This window comes from Sphingomonas sp. (genome assembly GCF_013812825.1).
GTDB lineage: Bacteria > Pseudomonadota > Alphaproteobacteria > Sphingomonadales > Sphingomonadaceae > Sphingomicrobium.
The window spans coordinates 1-20040 of record NZ_JACCSU010000060.1 but is presented as its reverse complement, the minus strand read 5'-3'; the positions used below and the strand labels follow the sequence as shown (position 1 = coordinate 20040).

General features: G+C 67.5%; 23 protein-coding genes and 1 pseudogene. 14 read left to right on the top strand and 10 right to left on the bottom strand.

The genetic code is table 11. The features are described 5' to 3' along the window. The first annotated feature begins 96 nt into the window (after positions 1 to 96). Together H0T81_RS07725 and H0T81_RS07720 are read left to right on the top strand one after the other, a co-directional pair. Positions 97 to 849: a sterol desaturase family protein gene (locus H0T81_RS07725; RefSeq protein WP_294011541.1), complete on the top strand. Its 753-nt coding sequence runs from the start codon at positions 97 to 99 to the stop codon at positions 847 to 849. An 8-nt stretch (positions 850 to 857) separates the two neighbouring features. Further along, positions 858 to 1997, top strand: coding sequence for an N-acetyltransferase (locus tag H0T81_RS07720; protein WP_294011539.1), 1140 nt, complete (start codon positions 858 to 860; stop codon positions 1995 to 1997). On the opposite strand, the gene H0T81_RS07715 is transcribed toward H0T81_RS07720, so the two are convergent. Genes H0T81_RS07715 through H0T81_RS07705 form a run of 3 tightly spaced genes read right to left on the bottom strand, consistent with a single transcriptional unit; the run spans position 1998 to position 4060 of the window. After that, complete coding sequence (locus tag H0T81_RS07715; protein WP_294011537.1) at positions 1998 to 2771, bottom strand: exodeoxyribonuclease III; 774 nt, start codon at positions 2769 to 2771, stop codon at positions 1998 to 2000. It abuts the gene before it with no gap. A gap of 1 nt (position 2772) precedes the next feature. Beyond that, entirely contained in the window at positions 2773 to 3108 is a 336-nt protein-coding gene (locus tag H0T81_RS07710; RefSeq protein WP_294011616.1) for an iron-sulfur cluster assembly accessory protein, read from the bottom strand. A gap of 34 nt (positions 3109 to 3142) precedes the next feature. Beyond that, positions 3143 to 4060 carry a M23 family metallopeptidase gene (locus H0T81_RS07705; RefSeq protein WP_294011536.1) on the bottom strand — a complete coding sequence of 306 codons (918 nt, stop codon included), beginning with the start codon at positions 4058 to 4060 and terminating at the stop codon, positions 3143 to 3145. 508 nt (positions 4061 to 4568) lie between these two features. Between H0T81_RS07705 and H0T81_RS07700 the strand changes: the two genes are divergently transcribed. The 4 genes from H0T81_RS07700 (at position 4569) to H0T81_RS07685 (ending at position 9108) form a co-directional block, all read left to right on the top strand. Next, positions 4569 to 5720, top strand: coding sequence for a phosphoserine transaminase (locus H0T81_RS07700; protein ID WP_294011534.1), 1152 nt, complete (start codon positions 4569 to 4571; stop codon positions 5718 to 5720). Between the two features lie 5 nt (positions 5721 to 5725). After that, a complete protein-coding gene (gene serA, locus H0T81_RS07695) occupies positions 5726 to 7306 on the top strand; it encodes a phosphoglycerate dehydrogenase (RefSeq protein WP_294011615.1) in 1581 nt (526 codons plus the stop codon). Between the two features lie 23 nt (positions 7307 to 7329). Beyond that, entirely contained in the window at positions 7330 to 7746 is a 417-nt protein-coding gene (locus H0T81_RS07690) for a DUF1801 domain-containing protein (RefSeq protein WP_294011532.1), read from the top strand. Positions 7747 to 7818: 72 nt separating this feature from the next. After that, a complete protein-coding gene (locus H0T81_RS07685; protein WP_294011530.1) occupies positions 7819 to 9108 on the top strand; it encodes an adenylosuccinate synthase in 1290 nt (429 codons plus the stop codon). On the opposite strand, the gene H0T81_RS07680 is transcribed toward H0T81_RS07685, so the two are convergent. The 4 genes from H0T81_RS07680 to H0T81_RS07665 are packed head-to-tail and all read right to left on the bottom strand — an operon-like array spanning position 9105 to position 12211. Further along, positions 9105 to 9383, bottom strand: a complete 279-nt coding sequence (locus tag H0T81_RS07680; protein ID WP_294011528.1) for an acylphosphatase — start codon at positions 9381 to 9383, stop codon at positions 9105 to 9107. The genes H0T81_RS07685 and H0T81_RS07680 overlap by 4 nt on opposite strands. Before the next feature lie 6 nt (positions 9384 to 9389). After that, a complete protein-coding gene (gene fabI, locus H0T81_RS07675; protein ID WP_294011526.1) occupies positions 9390 to 10181 on the bottom strand; it encodes an enoyl-ACP reductase FabI in 792 nt (263 codons plus the stop codon). Between the two features lie 20 nt (positions 10182 to 10201). Beyond that, entirely contained in the window at positions 10202 to 11236 is a 1035-nt protein-coding gene (locus H0T81_RS07670) for a YihY/virulence factor BrkB family protein (RefSeq protein ID WP_294011524.1), read from the bottom strand. A gap of 12 nt (positions 11237 to 11248) precedes the next feature. Further along, the gene (locus H0T81_RS07665) at positions 11249 to 12211 is read right to left on the bottom strand and encodes a DnaJ C-terminal domain-containing protein (RefSeq protein WP_294011522.1); all 963 of its coding nucleotides are present in this window, start codon (positions 12209 to 12211) and stop codon (positions 11249 to 11251) included. Between the two features lie 80 nt (positions 12212 to 12291). On the opposite strand from H0T81_RS07665, the gene pdxH reads away from it, so the two are divergent. The 4 genes and pseudogenes from pdxH to H0T81_RS07645 all read left to right on the top strand — a co-directional run bounded on the left by pdxH (position 12292) and on the right by H0T81_RS07645 (position 15914). Then, positions 12292 to 12870, top strand: coding sequence for a pyridoxamine 5'-phosphate oxidase (gene pdxH, locus H0T81_RS07660; RefSeq protein ID WP_294011520.1), 579 nt, complete (start codon positions 12292 to 12294; stop codon positions 12868 to 12870). Further along, entirely contained in the window at positions 12867 to 13811 is a 945-nt protein-coding gene (locus H0T81_RS07655) for a cation diffusion facilitator family transporter (RefSeq protein WP_294011518.1), read from the top strand. Before pdxH ends, H0T81_RS07655 begins: the two co-directional genes overlap by 4 nt. Beyond that, positions 13808 to 14589 (top strand): annotated as a pseudogene (locus H0T81_RS07650) (PhzF family phenazine biosynthesis protein). Before H0T81_RS07655 ends, H0T81_RS07650 begins: the two are co-directional and overlap by 4 nt. Then, positions 14586 to 15914: an APC family permease gene (locus H0T81_RS07645; protein ID WP_294011516.1), complete on the top strand. Its 1329-nt coding sequence runs from the start codon at positions 14586 to 14588 to the stop codon at positions 15912 to 15914. Before H0T81_RS07650 ends, H0T81_RS07645 begins: the two are co-directional and overlap by 4 nt. Here the strand turns inward: H0T81_RS07645 and mnmA are convergent. Then, positions 15824 to 16984, bottom strand: coding sequence for a tRNA 2-thiouridine(34) synthase MnmA (gene mnmA / locus H0T81_RS07640; protein ID WP_294011514.1), 1161 nt, complete (start codon positions 16982 to 16984; stop codon positions 15824 to 15826). The two genes, H0T81_RS07645 and mnmA, sit on opposite strands and share 91 nt — an antisense overlap. A 75-nt stretch (positions 16985 to 17059) precedes the next feature. Between mnmA and H0T81_RS07635 the strand changes: the two genes are divergently transcribed. From H0T81_RS07635 to H0T81_RS07625, 3 genes are all read left to right on the top strand, one after another. After that, positions 17060 to 17368 carry a hypothetical protein gene (locus tag H0T81_RS07635; RefSeq protein WP_294011512.1) on the top strand — a complete coding sequence of 103 codons (309 nt, stop codon included), beginning with the start codon at positions 17060 to 17062 and terminating at the stop codon, positions 17366 to 17368. A gap of 15 nt (positions 17369 to 17383) precedes the next feature. Next, a complete protein-coding gene (locus tag H0T81_RS07630) occupies positions 17384 to 17683 on the top strand; it encodes a DUF1153 domain-containing protein (RefSeq protein WP_294011510.1) in 300 nt (99 codons plus the stop codon). Positions 17684 to 17862: 179 nt separating this feature from the next. Further along, entirely contained in the window at positions 17863 to 18123 is a 261-nt protein-coding gene (locus H0T81_RS07625; RefSeq protein ID WP_294011508.1) for a GlsB/YeaQ/YmgE family stress response membrane protein, read from the top strand. A 62-nt stretch (positions 18124 to 18185) separates the two neighbouring features. Here the strand turns inward: H0T81_RS07625 and H0T81_RS07620 are convergent, their stop codons facing one another. Further along, on the bottom strand, positions 18186 to 18911 hold the full coding sequence (locus H0T81_RS07620) for an SIMPL domain-containing protein (protein ID WP_294011506.1): 726 nt from the start codon (positions 18909 to 18911) through the stop codon (positions 18186 to 18188). Between the two features lie 88 nt (positions 18912 to 18999). Then, entirely contained in the window at positions 19000 to 19266 is a 267-nt protein-coding gene (locus tag H0T81_RS07615; protein ID WP_294011504.1) for a GlsB/YeaQ/YmgE family stress response membrane protein, read from the bottom strand. 285 nt (positions 19267 to 19551) lie between these two features. On the opposite strand from H0T81_RS07615, the gene H0T81_RS07610 reads away from it, so the two are divergent. Beyond that, the coding region (locus H0T81_RS07610; protein WP_294011502.1) for a biotin/lipoyl-binding protein at positions 19552 to 20040 on the top strand (489 nt) is incomplete at its 3' end.

The following is a 20040-nucleotide window of genomic DNA, read 5'->3' as shown; positions in this document are numbered from 1 at the left end:
TCCACTGTCGCAAAGATGCCTTATTACAGTCCCACATCCGCAATGCCGCCGGGGGCGACGGCATCGATTCAAGGGAATTTCGTGACTGCAGAGACCATGGCTAAGGGTATTTGGAACCGTTCGCACTACCTTGACCGGATGACGCTCAAGGAGCTGTGGATCGCCTATTTCCAGTATCCGGCGATCCTCGCCTACATCGCGCTGGCCGCGGTGTCGGCGGGCGTGTGGACCCTGTATCCGGCGTCCCCGCTCGAGACGCTGGCCGCGGCCGGCTCGATCGTGCTCGCCTACCCGCTCGTGTGGTACGCGCTTCACCGCTGGGTCCTGCACTCGACATGGATGTTCAAGGTGCCGGCGCTGGCTCGCACCTGGAAGCGCATCCACTTCGATCACCACCAGGACCCCAATCGTCTCGAGGTTCTGTTCGGAGCGCTGCACACGACGCTTCCGACGATCGCCGCCGTCACGGTTCCGATCGGCTATGCGATCGGCGGCACCGGCGGCGCCGCGGCGGCGTTCGCGGCCGGGCTCCTCACGACCTGCGTCTATGAGTTCGTCCACTGCATCCAGCATCTCGCCTACAAGCCCAAGTGGGCGCTGGTCACCGAGATGAAGAAGCGGCACATGGCCCATCATTTCCACGATGAGACCGGCAATTTCGGAATCACCAATTATTTCTGGGACCGGGTGCTGGGCACCTTCTACGACCGCCGCGAGCGGCCCGAGAAAAGCCCCAACGTGTTCAACCTCGGCTACACTCCCGAGGTTGCGGAGCGCTACCCGTGGGTCGCTCGACTTTCGGGCGGAGTAGCGACTGGCCACCCGCGCAAGCGCGACCGGGTCGGCTGAAACCAACCATGCCGGCTGAGGTACAGGTTCGGCCGGTCGCCTCCGCGGCCGACCGGCGGGCCTTCGTCGACTTCGTCTGGCGGGTCTATGAAGACGATCCAGCCTGGGTGCCGCCGCTCAAGGGCGAAGTCCACGCGCTGATCGACCCGAAGAAGAACCCGTGGTTCGGGCATGCCCGCGCGCAGCTGTGGCTGGCCGAGCGCGACGGCCGAACGGTCGGCCGGATCAGCGCCCAGGTCGACGATCTCGTCCAGGTCCACATGGGCGCCGGCACCGGCCAGTGGGGCATGTTCGAGGCGCTCGACGAGCAGGCGGCCGCCGCGCTGATCGCCGTCGCCGAGGACTGGCTCCGCGAGCAGGGAATGAGCCGGGCGCTCGGGCCGGTCAGCCTGTCGATCTGGGACGAGCCGGGGCTCGAAATCGAGGGTTTCGATGAGCCGCCGACGGTGATGATGGGCCATCATCGGCCCGAATATCGCCGGTGGATCGAGGCGGCCGGCTATTCCAAGGCCAAGGACCTGCTGACCTACGAAGTCGGCATCACCGGCTGGTCCGATCCGCTCGCCGACCGGCTGGTCGCCGCCGGCGAGAAGAACCCGCGCCTTCACATCCGCAAGGTCGACAAAAGCCGCTTTGCGAGCGAGGCGCGGATCATCCTCAACCTCCTCAACGATGCCTGGTCGGCCAATTGGGGCTTCGTTCCGCTGACCGAGGCCGAGATCGCCTATGCCGGCAAGAAACTGAAGCCGATCGTCTTCGAGGACCTGGTGCGGATCGCCGAGCTGGACGGTGAAGCGGTTGCCTTCATGGTCACTTTTCCCGACGTCAACGAGCTGATCCGCGACCTCGACGGGCACCTGTTTCCGTTTGGCTGGGCGAAGCTGCTGTGGCGCCTGCGCAAGCCCAGGACGAGCCGGGTGCGAGTGCCGCTGATGGGCGTCGCCTCGAAGCTCCACAACAGCCGGCTGGCGACCCAGATCGCCTTCATGCTGATCGAGTCCACGCGCCGCGCTGCGGTCGCCAATTACGGCGCCGCCCAAGGCGAGTTCGGCTGGGTTCTCGAGGATAACCAGGGGATGATATCGATCGCCGAGCTACCGGGCGCGCGGGTCAACCACGTCTACCGGATTTTTGAAAAGGCGCTCTAGCTAGGCGAGATCGATCCAGGTCGGCGCGTGGTCGCTCGCCTTTTCCTGAGCCCTCGCCCATTTGTCGACGCCGGCGCCGCGCAGCCGGTCGGCGGCCTCGGGCGAGCACAGCAGGTGATCGAGCCGGAAGCCCGCGTCGCGCTGCCAGCAGCCGGCGGTATAGTCCCAGAAGGTGTAAAGCTTCGGCTCGTCCGGGTGCAGCGCACGCAGCGAATCGGTCCATCCCTGGTGGACGAGCCGCCGCCAGGCCGAGCGCGCTTCCGGTTGCATCACCGCATCGTGCGCCGTCGCCCGAACCGAGAACACGTCGCGGTCCTCCGGCACCACGTTCCAGTCGCCGGCGAGCACCACCGCGCGCTCGTCGCCGAGCAGCTCGCTCGAATGGTCGCCGAGCCGCTCCATCCACCGGATCTTATAGTCGAACTTCTCGGTTCCGGCCGGGTTGCCATTGGGCAAATAGAGCGAGGCGACAATGAAATCGCCGACCTGCGCCTCGATATAGCGGCTGTGGCTGTCGTCCGGATCGCCGGGAAGGCCGGTGCGGCGAAGCTCGGGAGTGTCGCCCCGAGCCAGGATCGCGACTCCGTTGAAGCCCTTCTGCCCGTGCCACACGGCCCCGTAGCCGGCCGCTTCGACGTCCGCGATCGGCAGCGATTCATCGGCGCACTTGAGTTCCTGGAGGCACACCACGTCGGGTTTCTCGCGCTCGAGCCATTCGAGCAGGCGCGGCAGGCGGGCGCGAATGCCGTTGAGGTTGAAGGTCGCGAGCCGCACTTCAGACGGAAAAGCTCGAGCCGCAGCCGCAGCCCGAGGCCGCGTTCGGGTTGGTCACCCGGAACGCGGCGCCGCCGAGGTCCTCGACGAAATCGACGGCCGAGCCCCGCACCAGGTCGAGGCTGGTCGGATCCACGACCAGCTTCACGCCGCTGGTCTCTGCGACCGTGTCGCCGGCTTCCGCATTGTCGGCGAGCTCGAACTTGTAGGTGAAACCGGCGCAGCCGCCGCCATCGACCGCGAGGCGGAGGATCGCCGGCCTGGACTGGCGCCCGGCAATCGCCGCAACGCGCTTGGCAGCGCTCTCGGTCAAGATGATGTCAGGCTCGCTCACCAGAGCGAGATAGGGAGAGGGTGGGTCGGCAGCAACCCTAGCGGCGGCCGCCGCTCGGTCCGCCCAGCGCCACTGTGTCCATCGGAGCAACGGTGGAGTTGCGCCGCATGGCGACCAGATAGTCGGTCGACTTCATGAACGGCACCGGGTTCACCGCGCGGCCGTCGATGCGCACTTCATAGTGCAGGTGGCTGCCGGTCGAGCGGCCGGTCGAGCCCATTCGGCCGATCATCTCGCCGCGCTGCACGCGCTGGCCGCGGTAAACGCTCATCTTGGACAGGTGCCCGTAGCGGGTCTCGATGCCGCGGCCGTGATTGATCTTGATGAGGTTGCCGTAGCCGCCGCTGTTGTAGCCGGCGTCGGTGATGACTCCGTCGGCCGTGGCGTAGATTGGGGTGCCGACCGCACCGGCGAGATCAATTCCGGCGTGCATCGCGGCGCGGCCCTGGAACGGGTCGGAGCGGACGCCATAGCCGCTGGTGAACGCGGCCGTCTTGACCGGCTTGTCGGACGGAACGGCAATTGCGCCGTCCTGGAGGGTGTCGAGCTTCTTCCAGCTCGTGAACAACTGCTTGAAAGTGGGGTCGGCCTTGCCGACCGCCTCGAACGGACCGCCAACGCCAGCGACGCGGGATGGAGCGACGCCGAGCTTCCTCAGCTCCGCGGCGGTATTCTGGTAGCGGGCATCGAGAGCACGAGCGATCAGTGCGGCCTGCGCATGCTGCGCTTCCTCGACACGAGCCAGAGGGCCGCTGTCGGCCGCATGGCCACCGGCTGTCGCCGCCGCCACCGTGGCCTCGTCGATCGCCTGGCCGGTGACGATCGCCTCAATCAGCGCCTGGCGCTGCTCGAGCTTGCGGGCACGGGCTTCGGTCGCATCGCTCAGCGACAGGGCCTGCGGACCGGAGGTCACCACCTGAGCGGCGGCGTAACCGGACCAAGCGACCAGCGCCATCAGCGTGATGAAGAAAACGGCTTGAATGGAAGCGGAGATGCGGAAGCGGCGAAGTTTGGTGCCATCGTGGACGAAGAGATCGCGATCCCGGAGGAATGGCAGTGTCGCAGCCAGAACTTGCGCCATCTTGGTTCGCTCCAAATCCATCGCGAGCGCGCCGAAGCGCGTTCGCCTGTTCCATCGAAAAAGGAGCTCCCCAGCCCCGCCGTCGCCACCTGGTTTTGCCCACCACGTGATGACGAGGTTGAACCTGACCCAAGAGGGTTAACGAATTCAATCGAATGTTCCGCTTGCCGGGATGAACCGTCCGCTCCGTGCGATGAACCGTTGTTAATCTCGTCGAATGAACGGAATCTTGGTCAAAAACGGCCTTCGCGGCACCAGCGACCGGCGAATCTTTCACGCTTTTTGGACGTGTCGGCGGCTTGCCATTCGCTAACCATGCCTTAGGGCGGGCGACGGGCCACGCCGTCCCAACGCGGCGCGTGCTCTCTGTGAGGAGAGTGTCTTGGTTGACCGTCCCGCCGCCTTGCCGGCGCGCCCCTTCTTTTCCTCGGGGCCCTGCGCCAAGCCGCCCGGCTGGTCGGCGGCGCTTCTCGATACTCGCTCGCTCGGCCGCTCGCACCGCTCGGCCATCGGCAAGTCGCGATTGCAGCAGGCGATCGATCGAACCCACGCCCTGCTCGGCCTTCCCGCCGATTATCGCCTGGGGATCGTTCCCGCGTCGGACACCGGGGCGATGGAGCTGGCCCTGTGGTCGCTTCTCGGCACGCACCCGGTCACCATGCTCGCCTGGGAAAGCTTCGGCGCCGGATGGGTCACGGACGTGGTCAGGCAGCTCAAGCTCGACGCCGACGTCCGAACCGCCGATTATGGTGAGCTCCCCGACCTCGGCGGCATCGATCCGACGAGCGACATCGTCTTCACCTGGAACGGCACGACCAGCGGCGTTCGAGTGCCGGACGCGGACTGGATCGCGCCCGGCCGCACCGGCCTGACGATCTGCGACGCGACCTCGGCGGCGTTCGCGCAGCATCTCGACTGGCCGAAGATCGATGTCGGCACGTTCAGCTGGCAAAAGGCGCTCGGCGGCGAGGCCGGGCACGGGATGCTCGTCCTGTCGCCGCGGGCGGTCGAGCGGCTCGAGAGCGAGCCGGCGGCGCGGCCGCTGCCGAAAATCTTCCGGCTGACCAAAAGCGGCCAACTGATCGACGGCATCTTCCGCGGCGAGACGATCAACACGCCCTCGATGCTGGCGGTCGAGGACTGGCTGTTCGCGCTCGACTGGGCCGAGCGCGTCGGCGGCCTGTCGAGACTCATCGCCCGCGCCGACGCCAACGCCGCGGCGCTCGACCGCTGGGTGCAGCGGACCGACTGGATCGAGCATCTCGCCGCTTCGCCGAACATCCGCTCCAACAGTTCGGTTTGCCTGCAGTTCGCCGACCGCTCCAATGCCGGCGCGAACGCGGCACGGCAAAAGGCGATGGTGAAACTGCTCGAGGAGGAGCAAGCGGCGTTGGACGTCGGCGCCTACCGCGATGCCCCGGCCGGACTGCGCATCTGGTGCGGGGCGACGGTCGACACTGGCGATATCGAGACCCTCGGTCCGTGGCTCGACTGGGCCTTTGCGCAGACCGAACGCGGGGAGCAAAGCCGATGAGCGACCTGGTGCGAGTCCTGATCGCCGATGCGATGGATCCGCGCGCGGCGGCCATCTTCCGCGAGCGCGGGATCGAGGTCGACGAGAAGCCGGGCCTGTCCGCCGACGAGCTGACGACGATCATCGGCGGCTATGATGGCCTGGCGGTGCGCAGCTCGACTCGAGTCACCGCGGCGGTCCTCGATGCCGCTTTGCCTCGCCTCAAGGTAATCGGGCGGGCCGGGATCGGCGTCGACACGATCGACGTGCCCGCCGCCTCGGCGCGCGGGATCGTCGTCATGAACACGCCGTTCGGAAACTCGATCACCACCGCCGAGCACGCGATCGCGATGCTGTTCGCGCTCGCTCGCGAGATTCCGGCCGCGGATGCCTCGACCCAGGCCGGGCGCTGGGAAAAGAACCGCTTCATGGGCATCGAGCTGTCCGGCAAGACACTCGGCCTGATCGGCTGCGGCAACATCGGCTCGATCGTCGCCGACCGCGCCCAGGGGCTGAAGATGAAGGTCGTCGCCTACGACCCGTTCCTCAGTCCCGAACGGGCGGTCGACCTGGGCGTCGAGAAGGTCGAGCTGGACGAGCTGCTGGCGCGCGCCGACTTCATTTCGCTGCACACGCCGCTCACCGACCAGACCCGCGGAATCCTCAGCCGCGGGGCCCTGGCCAAGGCCAAGCCGGGGGTGCGGATCGTCAATTGCGCGCGCGGCGGGCTGATCGACGAGGCGGCGTTGAAAGAAGCGCTCGAGCGCGGCCATGTGGCCGGTGCCGCGCTCGACGTCTTTTCGCAGGAGCCGGCCAAAGACAATGACCTGTTCGGCACCCCGGGCCTGATCTGCACGCCCCATCTCGGCGCGTCGACCAGCGAGGCGCAGGTCAATGTCGCGATCCAGATCGCCGAGCAGATGAGCGACTACCTGCTGCTCGGCGGGATCACCAACGCGGTCAACATGCCCTCGCTGTCGGCCGAGGAAGCGCCGCGCCTGAAGCCCTACATGGCGCTGGCCGAAAAGCTCGGGCGGCTGGTCGGCCAGGTGGTGGGCACCGAGGTCCGGTCGGTCGACGTCGAGGTCGAAGGCGCGGCCGCGGAGCTCAACATCAAGCCGATCACGGGCGCGGTCCTGGCCGGACTGATGGGCACCTATTCGGACACGGTGAACATGGTCAACGCGCCGTATTTGGCCAAGGAACGCGGGCTGGACGTGCGCGAAATCCGCCACGACCGCGAAGGCGATTATCACACGCTTCTGGCGGTCACGGTCGGCACCGATCATGGCGAGCGGCGGGTCGCTGGAACATTGTTCGGCAATCGAGCGCCGCGGCTGGTCGATATCTTCGGAATCCAGGTCGAGGCCGAGCTTGCCGGGCAGATGATCTACATCGTCAACTCGGATGCGCCCGGCTTCATCGGCGCGCTCGGCACCGCCCTCGGCCGGCACCAAGTCAACATCGCCACCTTCAACCTCGGCCGGCGGGCGGCGGGCGGCGAGGCGGTGGCACTGGTCGCGGTCGACGATCCGATCGGACCGAAGCTCGCCGACGAGCTGGCGCGGCTCCCGGGAGTGCTGCAGGTGGTGCCGCTGAGCTTCTAATGCCTAGCCGACGAGGAAACGCCATGAGTCCAAGCAGCCCCGACGCCGAACAATCCGCGTCCGAGATAATCGACGAAAAGATCGCGCAGGTCGGCGGCTGGCGGGGCGCGATGCTGACGCGGCTGCGCGCGCTGATCAAACAGGCAGACCCCGAGGCGGTGGAGGAATTGAAATGGCGCAAGCCGTCGAATCCATCGGGCGTGCCGGTGTGGTCGAACGGCGGGATCATCTGCACCGGCGAGACTTACAAGGACAAGGTCAAGCTGACCTTCGCGAACGGAGCGGCGCTCGACGATCCGTCGGGCCTGTTCAACTCGAGCCTTGAAGGCAACACCCGGCGGGCAATCGATCTCCGCGAGGGCGATGCCATCGACGAGGGCGCCTTGAAGGATCTGGTTCGCCAAGCCGTGTCGCTGAACGCGTCCCGCACCCGCGGGTGAAGGCGGCGGCCTAGACGCATCGCCGGCCGGCCCGTAGGAGCGCGCGGGGCCGCTCCTCAACGGGGAATTCACTTGGGCAACGTCACCGTCATCGGCGCGCAGTGGGGCGACGAAGGCAAGGGCAAGATCGTCGACTGGCTGGCCAGCCGCGCCGACATGGTGGTGCGATTCCAGGGCGGCCACAACGCCGGCCACACGCTGGTGGTCGGCAGCCAGACCTACAAATTGTCGCTGCTGCCGTCCGGAATCGTCCGCGGCACCCCGTCGGTGATCGGCAACGGGGTGGTGCTCGACCCGTGGGCGCTGAAGGCCGAGGTCGAGCGCGTCGCCGAACAGGGCGTCGCGGTGACCCCGGACGTGCTGATGATCGCCGAAACCTGCCCGCTGATCCTGCCGATCCACCGCGATCTCGACGCGCTTCGCGAGGATGCGTCGGGCGCCGGCAAGATCGGCACCACCCGGCGCGGGATCGGCCCGGCCTACGAGGACAAGGTCGGGCGCCGTGCGATCAGGGTCTGCGATCTCGGGCATTTGTCGCAGCTCGATCCGCTGCTCGATCGGCTCTGCGCGCACCACGACGCGCTTCGAGCCGGGTTCAAGGAGCCACCGGTCGACCGCGAGCGGCTGCGCTCCGACTTGTCCGCGATTGCCGATTTCGTGCTGCCCTTCGCTCGGCCGGTGTGGCGCGACCTCGACGAGGCGCTGCGCCGCGGCCGGCGGATCTTGTTCGAGGGCGCCCAAGGCGTACTGCTCGACGTCGACCACGGCACCTACCCGTTCGTCACCTCGTCCAACACCGTCGCCGGCACCACCGGGTCGGGCAGCGGCATCGGTCCGTCGGCGGCCGGCTTCGTGCTCGGCATCGTCAAGGCCTACACGACGCGGGTCGGATCGGGGCCGTTCCCGACCGAGCTCGGCGACGAGACCGGGCAAAGGCTGGGCGAGCGCGGCCACGAGTTCGGGACGGTGACCGGCCGCCGGCGGCGCTGCGGCTGGTTCGACGCGGTGCTGGTCCGCCAGGCGGTCGCGGTGTCGGGAGTGACCGGTGTCGCACTGACCAAGCTCGACGTGCTCGACGGGTTCGAGACGGTGCGGATCTGCACTGGCTACCGGATCGGCGGGCAGGCGTATGATTATCTGCCGCCGCACGCCTTCGACCAGGACCGGGTCGAACCGCTCTACGAGGAGATCGAAGGCTGGCCGGGATCGACTCGCGGGGCGCGCAGCTGGGCCGACCTGCCGGCTCGCGCGATCAAATATGTGCGCCGGATCGAGGAGCTGATCCGCTGCCCGGTGGCGCTGGTCTCGACCAGCCCCGAGCGCGACGACACGATCCTGGTGCGCGACCCGTTCGCGGGTTAGAGGCGGACCGAGAAACCCTCGACGGTTTCGGGCTCGACAGTCTCGACGGTGAGATCATCGACGCGGGCTTGCGGCGAGCCGCGGCGCATGTGCTCGATCAGCTTCGCGACCGCGCTTTCCTCGCCGGCGAGGTGCGCCTCGACCGAGCCGTCGCGCGCGTTGTGGACCCAGCCGTTGACGCCCAGCGCACTCGCCTCCTTGACCGTCCACTGGCGGAAGAACACGCCCTGGACCCGGCCATAGACGCGGACCTTGCGGCCGATGATCTCAGCCACCGCGGCTCACACCGTGGCGATATCCGGCGCGTCCTCGGCTTTCATCCCGACGACATGGTAGCCGGCGTCGACGTGGTGGATTTCGCCGGTGACTCCGCTGGCGAGGTCGGACAGCAGATAGAGCGCGGCGCCGCCGACGTCCTCGATCGTCACGTTGCGGCGTAGCGGCGAATTATATTCGTTCCACTTCATGATGTAGCGGAAGTCACCGATGCCGCTTGCGGCAAGCGTCTTGATCGGCCCGGCCGACACGGCGTTGACGCGGATACCTTCAGGCCCGAAGTCCTCCGCCATATATCGGACGCTGGCTTCGAGCGCGGCCTTGGCGACGCCCATCACGTTGTAGTGCGGGATGACCTTCTCGGCGCCATAATAGGTGAGAGTCAGCATCGATCCGCCGCGCTCCATCATCGCCCGCGCGCGCTGGGCGACCGCAACGAAGCTGTAGACCGAGATGTTCATGGTCATCAGGAAGTTGTCGAGGCTGGTGTCGACGAACTTGCCGCGCAGCTCGTTCTTGTCGGAAAAGCCGATCGCGTGGACCAGGAAGTCGAGCCGGTCCCAGCGCTCCTTCAACTGCGCGAAAGCCTTGTCGAGCGCCTCCATGCTGCTGACGTCGCAGTCGATCAAAAGGTCGGAGCCCAGCTGCTCGGCGAGCGGCCGCACCCGCTTCTCGAGCGTTTCGCCTTGATACGAGAAAGCAAGCTCGGCGCCATGCTCGCCAAGCGCCTTGGCGATCCCCCATGCGAGCGATCGGTCGTTGGCGAGGCCCATGATGAGCCCGCGCTTGCCCTGCATGATTCCGCCTGAAGCCTTGGTCAAAGCTGTGGCCCCCCTGTCTCGAGCTCGGCCGGCACGTCTTCCCCGGGCTCGGGCTCCTCCACCTCGAGCTCGTCCTTGAACGGGCCGCTGTAGACCTCGCCCTTTAGCGCCGTCGGCCGCACTTCCGCCAGCGCCGCGTTCAATTCGGCCCCGGCGACAACTCCCAGGCCGATGATGAAAAAGAACATCAGCACGATCATCACGCTGGCGAGGCTGCCGTAGGTCAGGCTGTAGCCGCCGATGAGGCTGATGGTCTCGGGCAGAAGCTCGACGGTCACCAGCCACCAGATGGTGATCAGCAGGGCGCCCGGCCACTTGCGGCAGTCGCTCTTGCGGTAACGCGATGGGGTCAACGCGTAGAACAGTGCGTAGATGGTGCCGAACAAAGCGATCGCCGGAACGACCCGGTAGATCGCGAGCGTCGACACCACGTCCTCGGCGAAGGGCACCCAGGCATCGATCGCGTGCTGGACCGAACTGAGCATCACGCTGAGCGCGAAAGTGAACATCAGCAGCAGCACCGCGATGAAGATCATGCCGATCGAGCCGAGGCGGTACTCCCAAAACGGGGCGGAGTAAGCGACTCCGTAGGCGCGGCGCAAAATGTCGCGGATGGTTTCGATGAAGCTCGCCGCGGTCCACGCGCCGACGATCCCGCCGAGCCACAGCAGCGGCCCGGTGCGTGAGGTCAGGACTTCATCGACCGGCGCTCGAAGGGTTCTGGCGACTTCGGGCGGGAGCTGGCTCAAGACCGTCGCCACGGTCATTGCTCCGCTCTCGGTCTGGCCGAGGATGCTGGCGATCGCCGCGGCCAGGATGAAGAAGGGGAACAGCGCCAGAAGCGCGAGGAAGGCGAGATTGCCGGCGTGGATGAAGCCGTCGTTATAGACGCCGATCGAAACGCGTTTCAGCACTTCCCACGCGTGGTGGCGCGGCTTCAGCTTCTCGACCACTTCGTGGCCGAACGCCGCTTCCATCCTCGCAAGGCGCTTGCGCCGGGCTTCCGGTGACTGGGGCGAGAGCTCTTTCATGGTCCGGCCGGATTAAACCCCGAGCGGCGCGCGGGGGTTGCCGCCGCCTTTCCATCGCTCGGCGAACGCCTCGAGCTCGCAATCGGCGGCCGGCAAGTCGACCTCCACCGTGACCAGCTGGTCGCCGCGCTTGCCGGACTTGTCGGTGAAGCCGCGGCCCTTGAGGCGCAGCACCTTGCCCGAGCTGGTACCTCTGGGGATGGTCAGCATCACCGGCCCGTCAGGCGTCGGCACCTTGACCTTGGCGCCCAGCACCGCCTCCTTCAAGGTGACCGGCAGGTGGAGGCGGATGTGGTTGCCCTCGCGAGTGTAGAATGGGTGCGGCGCGACCTGGATGGTGACGATGCCATCGCCGGTGCCGCCGGGTCCCGGCTGGCCCTTGCCCGACAAGCGGATTCGGGTTCCGTCCTCGAGCCCTTTGGGCAGCTTCAGGTCAATGGTCTTGCCGTCGGCCAGGGTGATGCGCTGCGCAGCGAGCGTCGCGGCGTCCACGAACGGCACCGTGAGCCGGTAGGCGACGTCGGCGCCCTTTTGCGGACCGCGGCTGCGAGCGCGAAAGCCGCCTGGAGCGCCCTGCTTTCGCCCGCGCGCCGCGCTGGCCGCGCCGAACAGGCCCTCGAACAGGTCGCTGAGATCGGCCGTCCCGCCCGCCTCGAAGCCCCCCGGGAAGCCCTCGAAGCCGGGCTGCCCGGGCCGTGCGCCCGCGCCCGGGCGGGGCGAATAGCCGCCGAAGCCGGCGCCGAACGGCATCTTCGGGTTGCCCTCTTCGTCGATCTCGCCGCGGTCGTAGCGGGCGCGCTTGTCCTTGTCGGATAGCAAATCGTACGCCTGGGTGATCTCCCCGAAGCGCTTGGCGGCGTTGGGATTGTCCTTGTTGCGGTCGGGATGAAGCTGCTTGGCGAGGCTGCGATAGGCCTTCTTGACCTCCTCATCGCTCGCGCCGCGCTTGATCCCGAGCCTCTGGTACAGGTCCATTTGCGCCCCATGCCGTATCGATACGCATGTTTCCAGATGGGTTGCGGCGCGGCTCGGTCCAAGCCTAAGCCGGGCCCAGCATGACCAGCGACCCTTTCGAGCTGTTCGATCAATGGTTCGCGGAGGCTCGCGCCGCCGAGCCCAACGATCCCGAAGCGATGGCGCTGGCGACCGCCGACTCAAGCGGCCGGCCGTCGCTTCGAATGGTGCTTCTGAAGGCGCACGGGCGCGACGGTTTCACCTTCTACACCAACCTCGGCAGCCGCAAGGGCGCCGAGCTCGCCGCCAATCCCAGCGTCGCCCTGCTGTTCCACTGGAAGTCGCTGCGGCGCCAGGTCCGGGTCGAAGGCGAGGTCGGGGATGTCCCGGCCGAGGAAGCCGACGCTTATTTCGCGACGCGCTCGCGCGATTCGCAGATCGGGGCGTGGGCGTCTGAGCAGTCGCGACCGCTCGACAGCCGGGCAAGGTTCGAGAACCGCTGCGCCGAAGTCGCGAGCCGGTTCGACGGTGCGCCGGTGCCGCGGCCGCCGCACTGGGAGGGCTACCGGGTCATTCCCAGCTGCATCGAATTCTGGCTCGACCGGCCGCACCGGATGCATGAGCGGCGTTTGTTCACCCGGGACGGCGACGGCTGGAGCGAAGGGCTGCTTTACCCATGACCGCGGCAATCAAACCGGCGGTCGGAGCCGAGCGCAATTCGCTAGCCTCCCGCGCGGCATTGGCCAGCGTCGGGCTGGCCGTGCTGCTGCTGGTCGCCAAGGGCTGGGGAGCGTTCGAAACCAATTCAACGGCGATGCTCGGCTCGCTCGCCGACACGGCGCTCGACTTCGTCGCCAGCCTGGCGACACTGGCGGGGGTGCGCATCGCGGCCCAGCCCGCCGACCGCGAGCATCGCTTCGGGCACGGCAAGGCCGAAGCCCTGGCCGCCCTGGGCCAGGTCGCGCTGATCGGCGTGTCGGCCGTGTGGATCGCGTGGCGCGGCGCCGACCGGCTGATCAACGGCGGATCGACCACCCAGATGGAGCTGGGAATCGGCGTGTCGCTGTTCGCGATCGCCGCGACGCTGCTGCTGCTGTGGTACCAGCGGCGAGTGATCGCGCGCACCGGTTCGGTCGCGATCCGGACGGACAATGTCCACTACCAGTCGGACCTGCTGCTGAATTTGGCGGTGATCGCCGCGCTCCTGCTCGACCAGTGGCTTCGGATTCGCGGCGCCGACGCGGTCTTCGGGATCGCGATCGCCGCGTGGCTGCTGTGGGGCGGGCTGCGTGCGTCGAGCCAGGCGGTCAACCAGCTGATGGATCGCGAATGGCCGGAGGAGGAGCGCGCGCGCTTCCTCGCAGCGGCGGCCGAATATCCCGAGCTCGCCGGGCTTCACGATTTGCGCACCCGGACCAGCGGCACCCATCAATTCGCCCAGTTCCATGTCTGGGTGCCGGCCGACTGGACGGTGCGCGAGGCGCACGACCGGATGGACAAGGTCGAGGAGGACCTCCAGCGCCGCTTCCCTGGAACCGAGATCCTGATTCACCTCGACCCGGAGGGCCACACCGACCGCGAGACGATGCTTTCGTCCGACCTCACCGAGCGGGCGACGTGACGACGATCCCCTTCTTCCAGGTCAATGCCTTCCTCGCCGGGCGGCCGCTGACCGGCAACCCGGCCGCGGTGATGCCGCTCGACCGCTGGCTGGACGATTCGCTGATGCAGGCGATCGCGGCCGAGAACAATCTGAGCGAAACCGCCTTCGCCGTGCGGTCCGACGGCGACGACGCGGAATACGCGCTGCGCTGGTTCACTCCGACCGTCGAAGTCGAGCTGTGCGGCCACGCGACGCTTGCCGCCGGTTCGTCCTGATGAGCGGAGAGCGAGTCCGGTTCGCCACCCGCTCCGGAATCCTGACGGTTTCCCGGGCGGGTGATTGGTTCGAGCTCGATCTCCCGGCGTTCGAGCCGCAGCCCGGCGATCTGCTCGGCCTGCACGAGGCGCTCGGGACGGATGGAGAGACTTTCCTCGCCCGCGGCGGCAACGGCAGCGCCACCGTGCTGCTCGCCGACGAAGCGGCGGTGCGCGCCGTTCGGCCGGACTTTTCGAAACTTCGCCGGATCGACAGGCTGGTGATGGTTACCGCTCCGGGCGACGAGCACGACGTGGCCAGCCGTGTCTTCGCCGCCTACCATGGAATCGATGAGGACCCGGTGACCGGCGCCGCGCACGCCGCATTGGTGCCCCTGTGGGCCGAGCGGCTGGGCCGGGACAGCTTCGTCGCGCTCCAGGCGAGCAGGCGCGGCGGAGTGCTGCACTGCAAACTGGCCGGGGACCGGGTCGTGCTTGGCGGCGACTGCGCGACCGTGATCAACGGGAGTTTCCAGCTATGAGCGAGCCACCAAACGCAGCACGCCTGGAACGGCGGATCGGGCTCGGCGGAGCAATCCTGCTGTCGTTCAACGGTGTGCTCGGCGGCGGGATCTTCGCAATGCCCGCGATCCTCGCAGCCGATTTCGGCAGCTTCTCGCCGTGGCTGTTCCCGCTGGTCGCGTTTGCGTCGCTGCTGATCATCGTCCCGTTCGCAAGGAGCGCCGGGGCCTTTCCGCAAAGCGGCGGCCCGGCGGCGTACGGCGCCGTGTTCGGGCGCTTCGTCGGGTTCGAGCTCGGCTGGATCTATTACATCGCCCGGACCGCCGCCTTCGCCGCCAACGCCAACGTGCTGACGGCCTATGTCGCGCGCTGGTGGACCGGTGCCGACCAGGGCGTCGGTCGAGCCGTGCTGATGCTGTCGGTCTGCGCGATCCTCGCCGCGGTCAACATCGCCGGGGTCAAGAAAGCGTTGGCATTGCTGGGCGGGCTGACGCTGTTGAAGGCGCTGCCGCTGCTGGGCGCCGCTCTGGCGGTGCTCGCGCTCACCGTCCCGTGGCCGACGCCGGGCCCGATGCCGCCGCTGAGCGAGCTCGAGGCCGGAGTGCTGCTGGTGTTCTACGCGTTCGTGGGCTTCGAGAATGTCGTCGTCCCCGCCGGCGAGACCAAGCGTCCCCGAACCGTCCTGCCGCGCGCGATCTTCACCACGATCGCGCTGACCACCTTGCTCTATTTCCTCGTCCAGCTGGCCTTCATCAGCGCGCTTCCGGGCGGGACGTCCGACGACAAGGCGCCGTTGATCGACCTCGGACGCTGGCTCGCCGGACCGACCGGGGCGGTGATCCTGACTGTGGCCGCGATCGCCTCGCTGAGCGGCAATCTGCACGGGATCATGACCTCGACCTCGCGGGTGACCAGCGCTCTGGGCGAGCGCGGCGACCTGCCGCGCTGGTTCGCGAGGGTCCACCCGCGCTTCCTGACGCCGCACAATTCAATCGCCTTCCTCGCATTTTTCGCGGCCGCGCTGGCGCTGGTCGGAACCTATGTCTGGCTGGCGGTGATCAGCGTGCTGGCCCGGCTGATCATCTACGCGGTGACCATCGCCGCCTTGCCGCGGGCGCCCGAGCGCGGGGCGGTGCCGGCCTGGCTGTATGCGATGGGTGCGGCCGGAATTGCTCTGTGCCTCTGGGCGTCGAGCCGGGTCGAGTGGGAGGCGTGGCAGACGCTCGGACTGCTCGCGCTCGCCGGAGCGGCGCTCTATGCGATCGCCAGAAGGGGCGCCGCTTCGAGCGAGGGCGAAGCAGTCTCGGCGATCCAGCCGCCGCCGAGCAGCCGCGATCCGTCGTAGATCACCGCTGCCTGACCGGGCGCGACTCCATATTCCGAGTGCTCGAAGCGAACCCAGCCGCCGTCGATCTTTGCCGGCACCGGAGGCGCGAGCGAGCGCACCTTGACGCTGACGGACGTCTGCTGCTCGCCGATCCAGTTCCAGTCCTCGACGCGCATCGCCTCAACCGCGAGCGCCCGGCGCGGGCCAACGACCAGCCGCCGCTGGCCGGGCTCGATGCGCACCACGTAAAGCGGCTCGGACTGGCCGCCGACCTCGATGCCGCGGCGCTGGCCGACGGTGAAATGGACGACGCCGCGGTGCTCGCCGAGGACTCGTCCGTCCAGGCCGACGATCTCGCCGGGGGCCGCGGTTTCCGGGCGCAGCCGCTTGACCAGTCCGGCATAGTCGCCGTCGGGCACGAAGCAGATGTCCTGGCTGTCGGGCTTCGCGGCGACCGTGAGGCCCGCTTGTTCGGCGAGCGCTCGGACCTCGCTCTTGGCGAGGTCGCCGAGCGGGAAGCGCAGGAAATCGAGCTGGTCGCGGGTCGTGCCGGAGAGGAAATAGCTCTGGTCGCGGGTGAGGTCGGCGCCTCGGTGGAGTTCGGAGCGACCGCGCTCGACGATCCGCCGGACGTAATGGCCGGTTGCCAGGCAATCGGCGCCGAGCTCGCGGGCGAAGGCGATCAGATCGGTGAACTTGACCCCCTGGTTGCACAGGCTGCACGGGACCGGGGTCCGGCCCTGGGCGTACGCGTCGGCGAAGCGGTCGATCACGCCGGTCCGGAAGCGGCTCTCGTAATCGAGCACATAATGAGCGATCCCGAGCCGGTCGGTGACGGTCTTGGCGTCATAGATGTCCTGCCCGGCGCAGCACGAGCCCGAGCGCCGAACCGCCTCGCCATGGTCGTAGAGCTGGAGCGTGACCCCGATCACCTCGGCGCCGCTTCGCGCGGCGAGCGCGGCCACGACCGAACTGTCGACTCCGCCGGACATGGCGACGACGACGCGATGACGGGACCCAGCGCCGTTCGCAGACGGCGCGGTCTCGTCATCCGCAGCGGGGCGGCCAAGATCGAAACTGGTCGGCATGAGCGCGCGCTCTTTACCCGAAGTTCACCCATCGCGGCTAGACGCCGAGAAGAGTGACCGGGAGAGGGACTGCCATTGTCACGTTTCGAGGGCGAATTCGCTGCCGCCGGCGGCAATCCGCTGAGCAATAGCGAGCTGGCCGACCTGCTGGCGGCCTTTTCCGCGCTGCAGGGCCGGGAGCGCCAGGAGGCGATCGCCTGCTATCTTTCGGCCAGCGAGGGCTGGGACGAGGCGATGAAAGCGCTGCGCGGCGCGTTCGCGACCGATGCCGCCCAGGCGGTACGGTTAAGCGCTGCTAATCGGGATAAGCACGATGTTAACCAGCGCGCTTCAGAATATCTTCAATGGCAAGCTCTTAAGCCTGCTGGGACCGACAATGATTAAGCAGGTTTGACCTCGATGCTCGAGAACCAGAAATTCCGGCCAGCCCAGGTCATCGGTCCGCTCGGCGAGCCGCTGACCCTCGATAGCCTGCCGCCGCCGCAGACCAGCCGCTGGGTGGTTCGCCGCAAGGCGGAGGTCGTGGCTGCGGTCTCGGGCGGGCTGCTGACGGTCGACGAGGCGTGCAAGCGTTATTCGCTGAGCCTCGAGGAATTCACCAGCTGGCAGCGCGCCGTGGACCGAAGCGGCATGCCGGGCCTGCGAGTCACCCGAATCAAGCATTATCGGGACGTTTACGAGCGCCAGCAGCGTTACTGACGCTGCTCCCGTTACGGGGATAAACCGAGCAGCAGTTTTCCACTGTTTTCAGCGCTCCCGCTGAACCTGCGCACTGGACATAGCCCGCCAAATCCGGAACAAGACGCGAGCATCACGCGTCTTGATGCCGGAAGGCCGCCGTGTACCCATTAGGTGGCCACGAACAGGAGGGAACGCTCATGGGTTTCATCGTTTGGCTGATCGTCGGGGGTATTGTCGGCTGGCTGGCAAGTCTGGTCATGCGCACTGACGGTCAACAAGGCATCATCTTGAACATCGTCGTCGGTATCGTCGGCGCGGTTATTGCCGGCCTGATCTTCGGCGGCGGCAACATCAACTCTTCCGACCCGCTCGATCTCACCAACATCTTGTATTCGCTGCTGGGTGCAATCATCCTGCTGGCGATCGTCAACCTGGTTCGCAGGGGCTCGGTCCGCTAGTCGCGACGCGTTAACATGAATTGAAGGCCGCGCGGCACCTGCCGCGCGGCCTTTTTCTTTGCCTATTGCAGCTCGAAGCTCATGGCGATCGTGACCTGGAGCTGCTGCTCGCCGGGATCGATCTTGGTGTCGGCGGCCATGCCCCGCGCTTCGGCGCGCATCATCGGCATCGGCGGCGGGACCGAATAGCCGCCGCCCTCGCTGACCGATAGCAGCCGAACGACCCGCATGCCCAGGGCGCGCGCATAGAGCTCGGCCCGGGCGCGACCGGCCGCGACCGCCTTTGTGCGAGCCTCGTCGAGCGCCGTCTCGGGCTTGTCGATGGTGAGGTTCGGACCGTTGATCTGGTTGGCGCCTTGCGCAACCAGCGCATCGAGGATCCGCCCCGTGTTGCGGATGTCGCGAAAACGGACGTTGACGGTGTTTGACGCGGTGTAGCCGACGAGCTGGGGCGGCTGGTTCTCCTGGTAGCGGTATTCGGGGTTGAGGCTGATGTTCGAGGTCTGGATGTCGCGGTCGGGTATGCCAGCGCGCTTCAGCGCCTCGCGCACCCGCTCCATCCGCGCGGCATTTTCCGAAATCGCCGCGGTGGCGCTGGCCGATCGGGTCATGACGCCCGCCGAGATGATCGCGATGTCAGGGATCCGGCTGACCTCTCCGGTGGCGCTGACGTCGAGCCGGGTTCCGGAAATGGTCTGGACGAACGGCGGCACCGGCGACGGCGACTGGCCGACCGCCGGCGCGGCAAAGGCGACGAGCGCAGCGGCTGCCAAAAAGGCGTGTTTCATCTCAATCATCCTCATCTGCACGGACAAGGCGCGGAAATTCGCCCGAGCGCCATGGCTGGTCGCTGAACGGCGCTCAAAGCGCTTCGAGTCAGGGCGCCCGGCGGCGCAGCACCAAGCGGTAGATGAACAGGATGATGAACGCTCCGACGACCGCGGCGATGAAGCCGGCGCCCTCGCCCGGCCCGTACCAGCCGATCGCCTGTCCCAGGAAGCCAGCCAGCAATGCGCCGGCAATTCCGAGCAGGATCGTGACGATGCAGCCGCCCGGGTCGCGCCCAGGCATCAACAGCTTGGCGACGCCGCCCGCCAACAGTCCGATGACGATCCAGCCGATAATGCCGTAACTTTCCATCATGCCGCTTCCCCTTTCTTGACCGCCGGGCCACACAGGCACCGCCGAGTCAACACATGCGCCAACGCGCCTTTGCGGAGCAAGTGCCGCCGTTGGTCGAAAAAGCGTGGCAATGCCGCGCGGCGATGACAGTGGGCAATCAGGGGCGCGCAGGTATCGATGCAGGGCCTTATTGCGGTCGGTGAGTTATTGCGATAACACAGCTGAGGCACAAAGGGCCGTGGACTCGCGGGGTAGGGCAGAGATTTGGACATGAATCGCGAAACGACACTTCGTTCTTCGGACACCTTGGTTGTCGTCGACCGCTCGCGCCGCAAGCGCTGGGTGATCATCGGCGCGGTCATTGCACTGGTTGCCCTGGCCCTCGCCTACATGCTGTTCAGCGGCGGCGAGGAAAAGTCGGCGCCCGGGGCAGCCAAAGGCGGCCGCGGTCAGATTCCAACGGTCACCGTCGTCGTTCCCGGCCGCAGCGAGGTCGCCCGGACGATCACCGCGAGCGGCGCTCTCGCTGCCCGCCGCGACCAGCCGGTCGGCATTGCCGGCGAGGGCGGCCTGGTGACTCGAGTCGCGGTCGATGCCGGAGCGTGGGTCCGGCAGGGCCAGGTGCTCGCGTCCGTCGACCGCTCGGTGCAGAGCCAGGAAGCCGCCCAGCTTGCCGCCCAGATCCAGGTCGCGCGTGCCGACGCCGCGCTCGCCCAGAACGAGCTTGACCGCGCCCAGGCGCTGGTCGCCCGCGGCTTCGTCTCGAAGGCCGACCTCGACCGCAAGCGCGCAGCC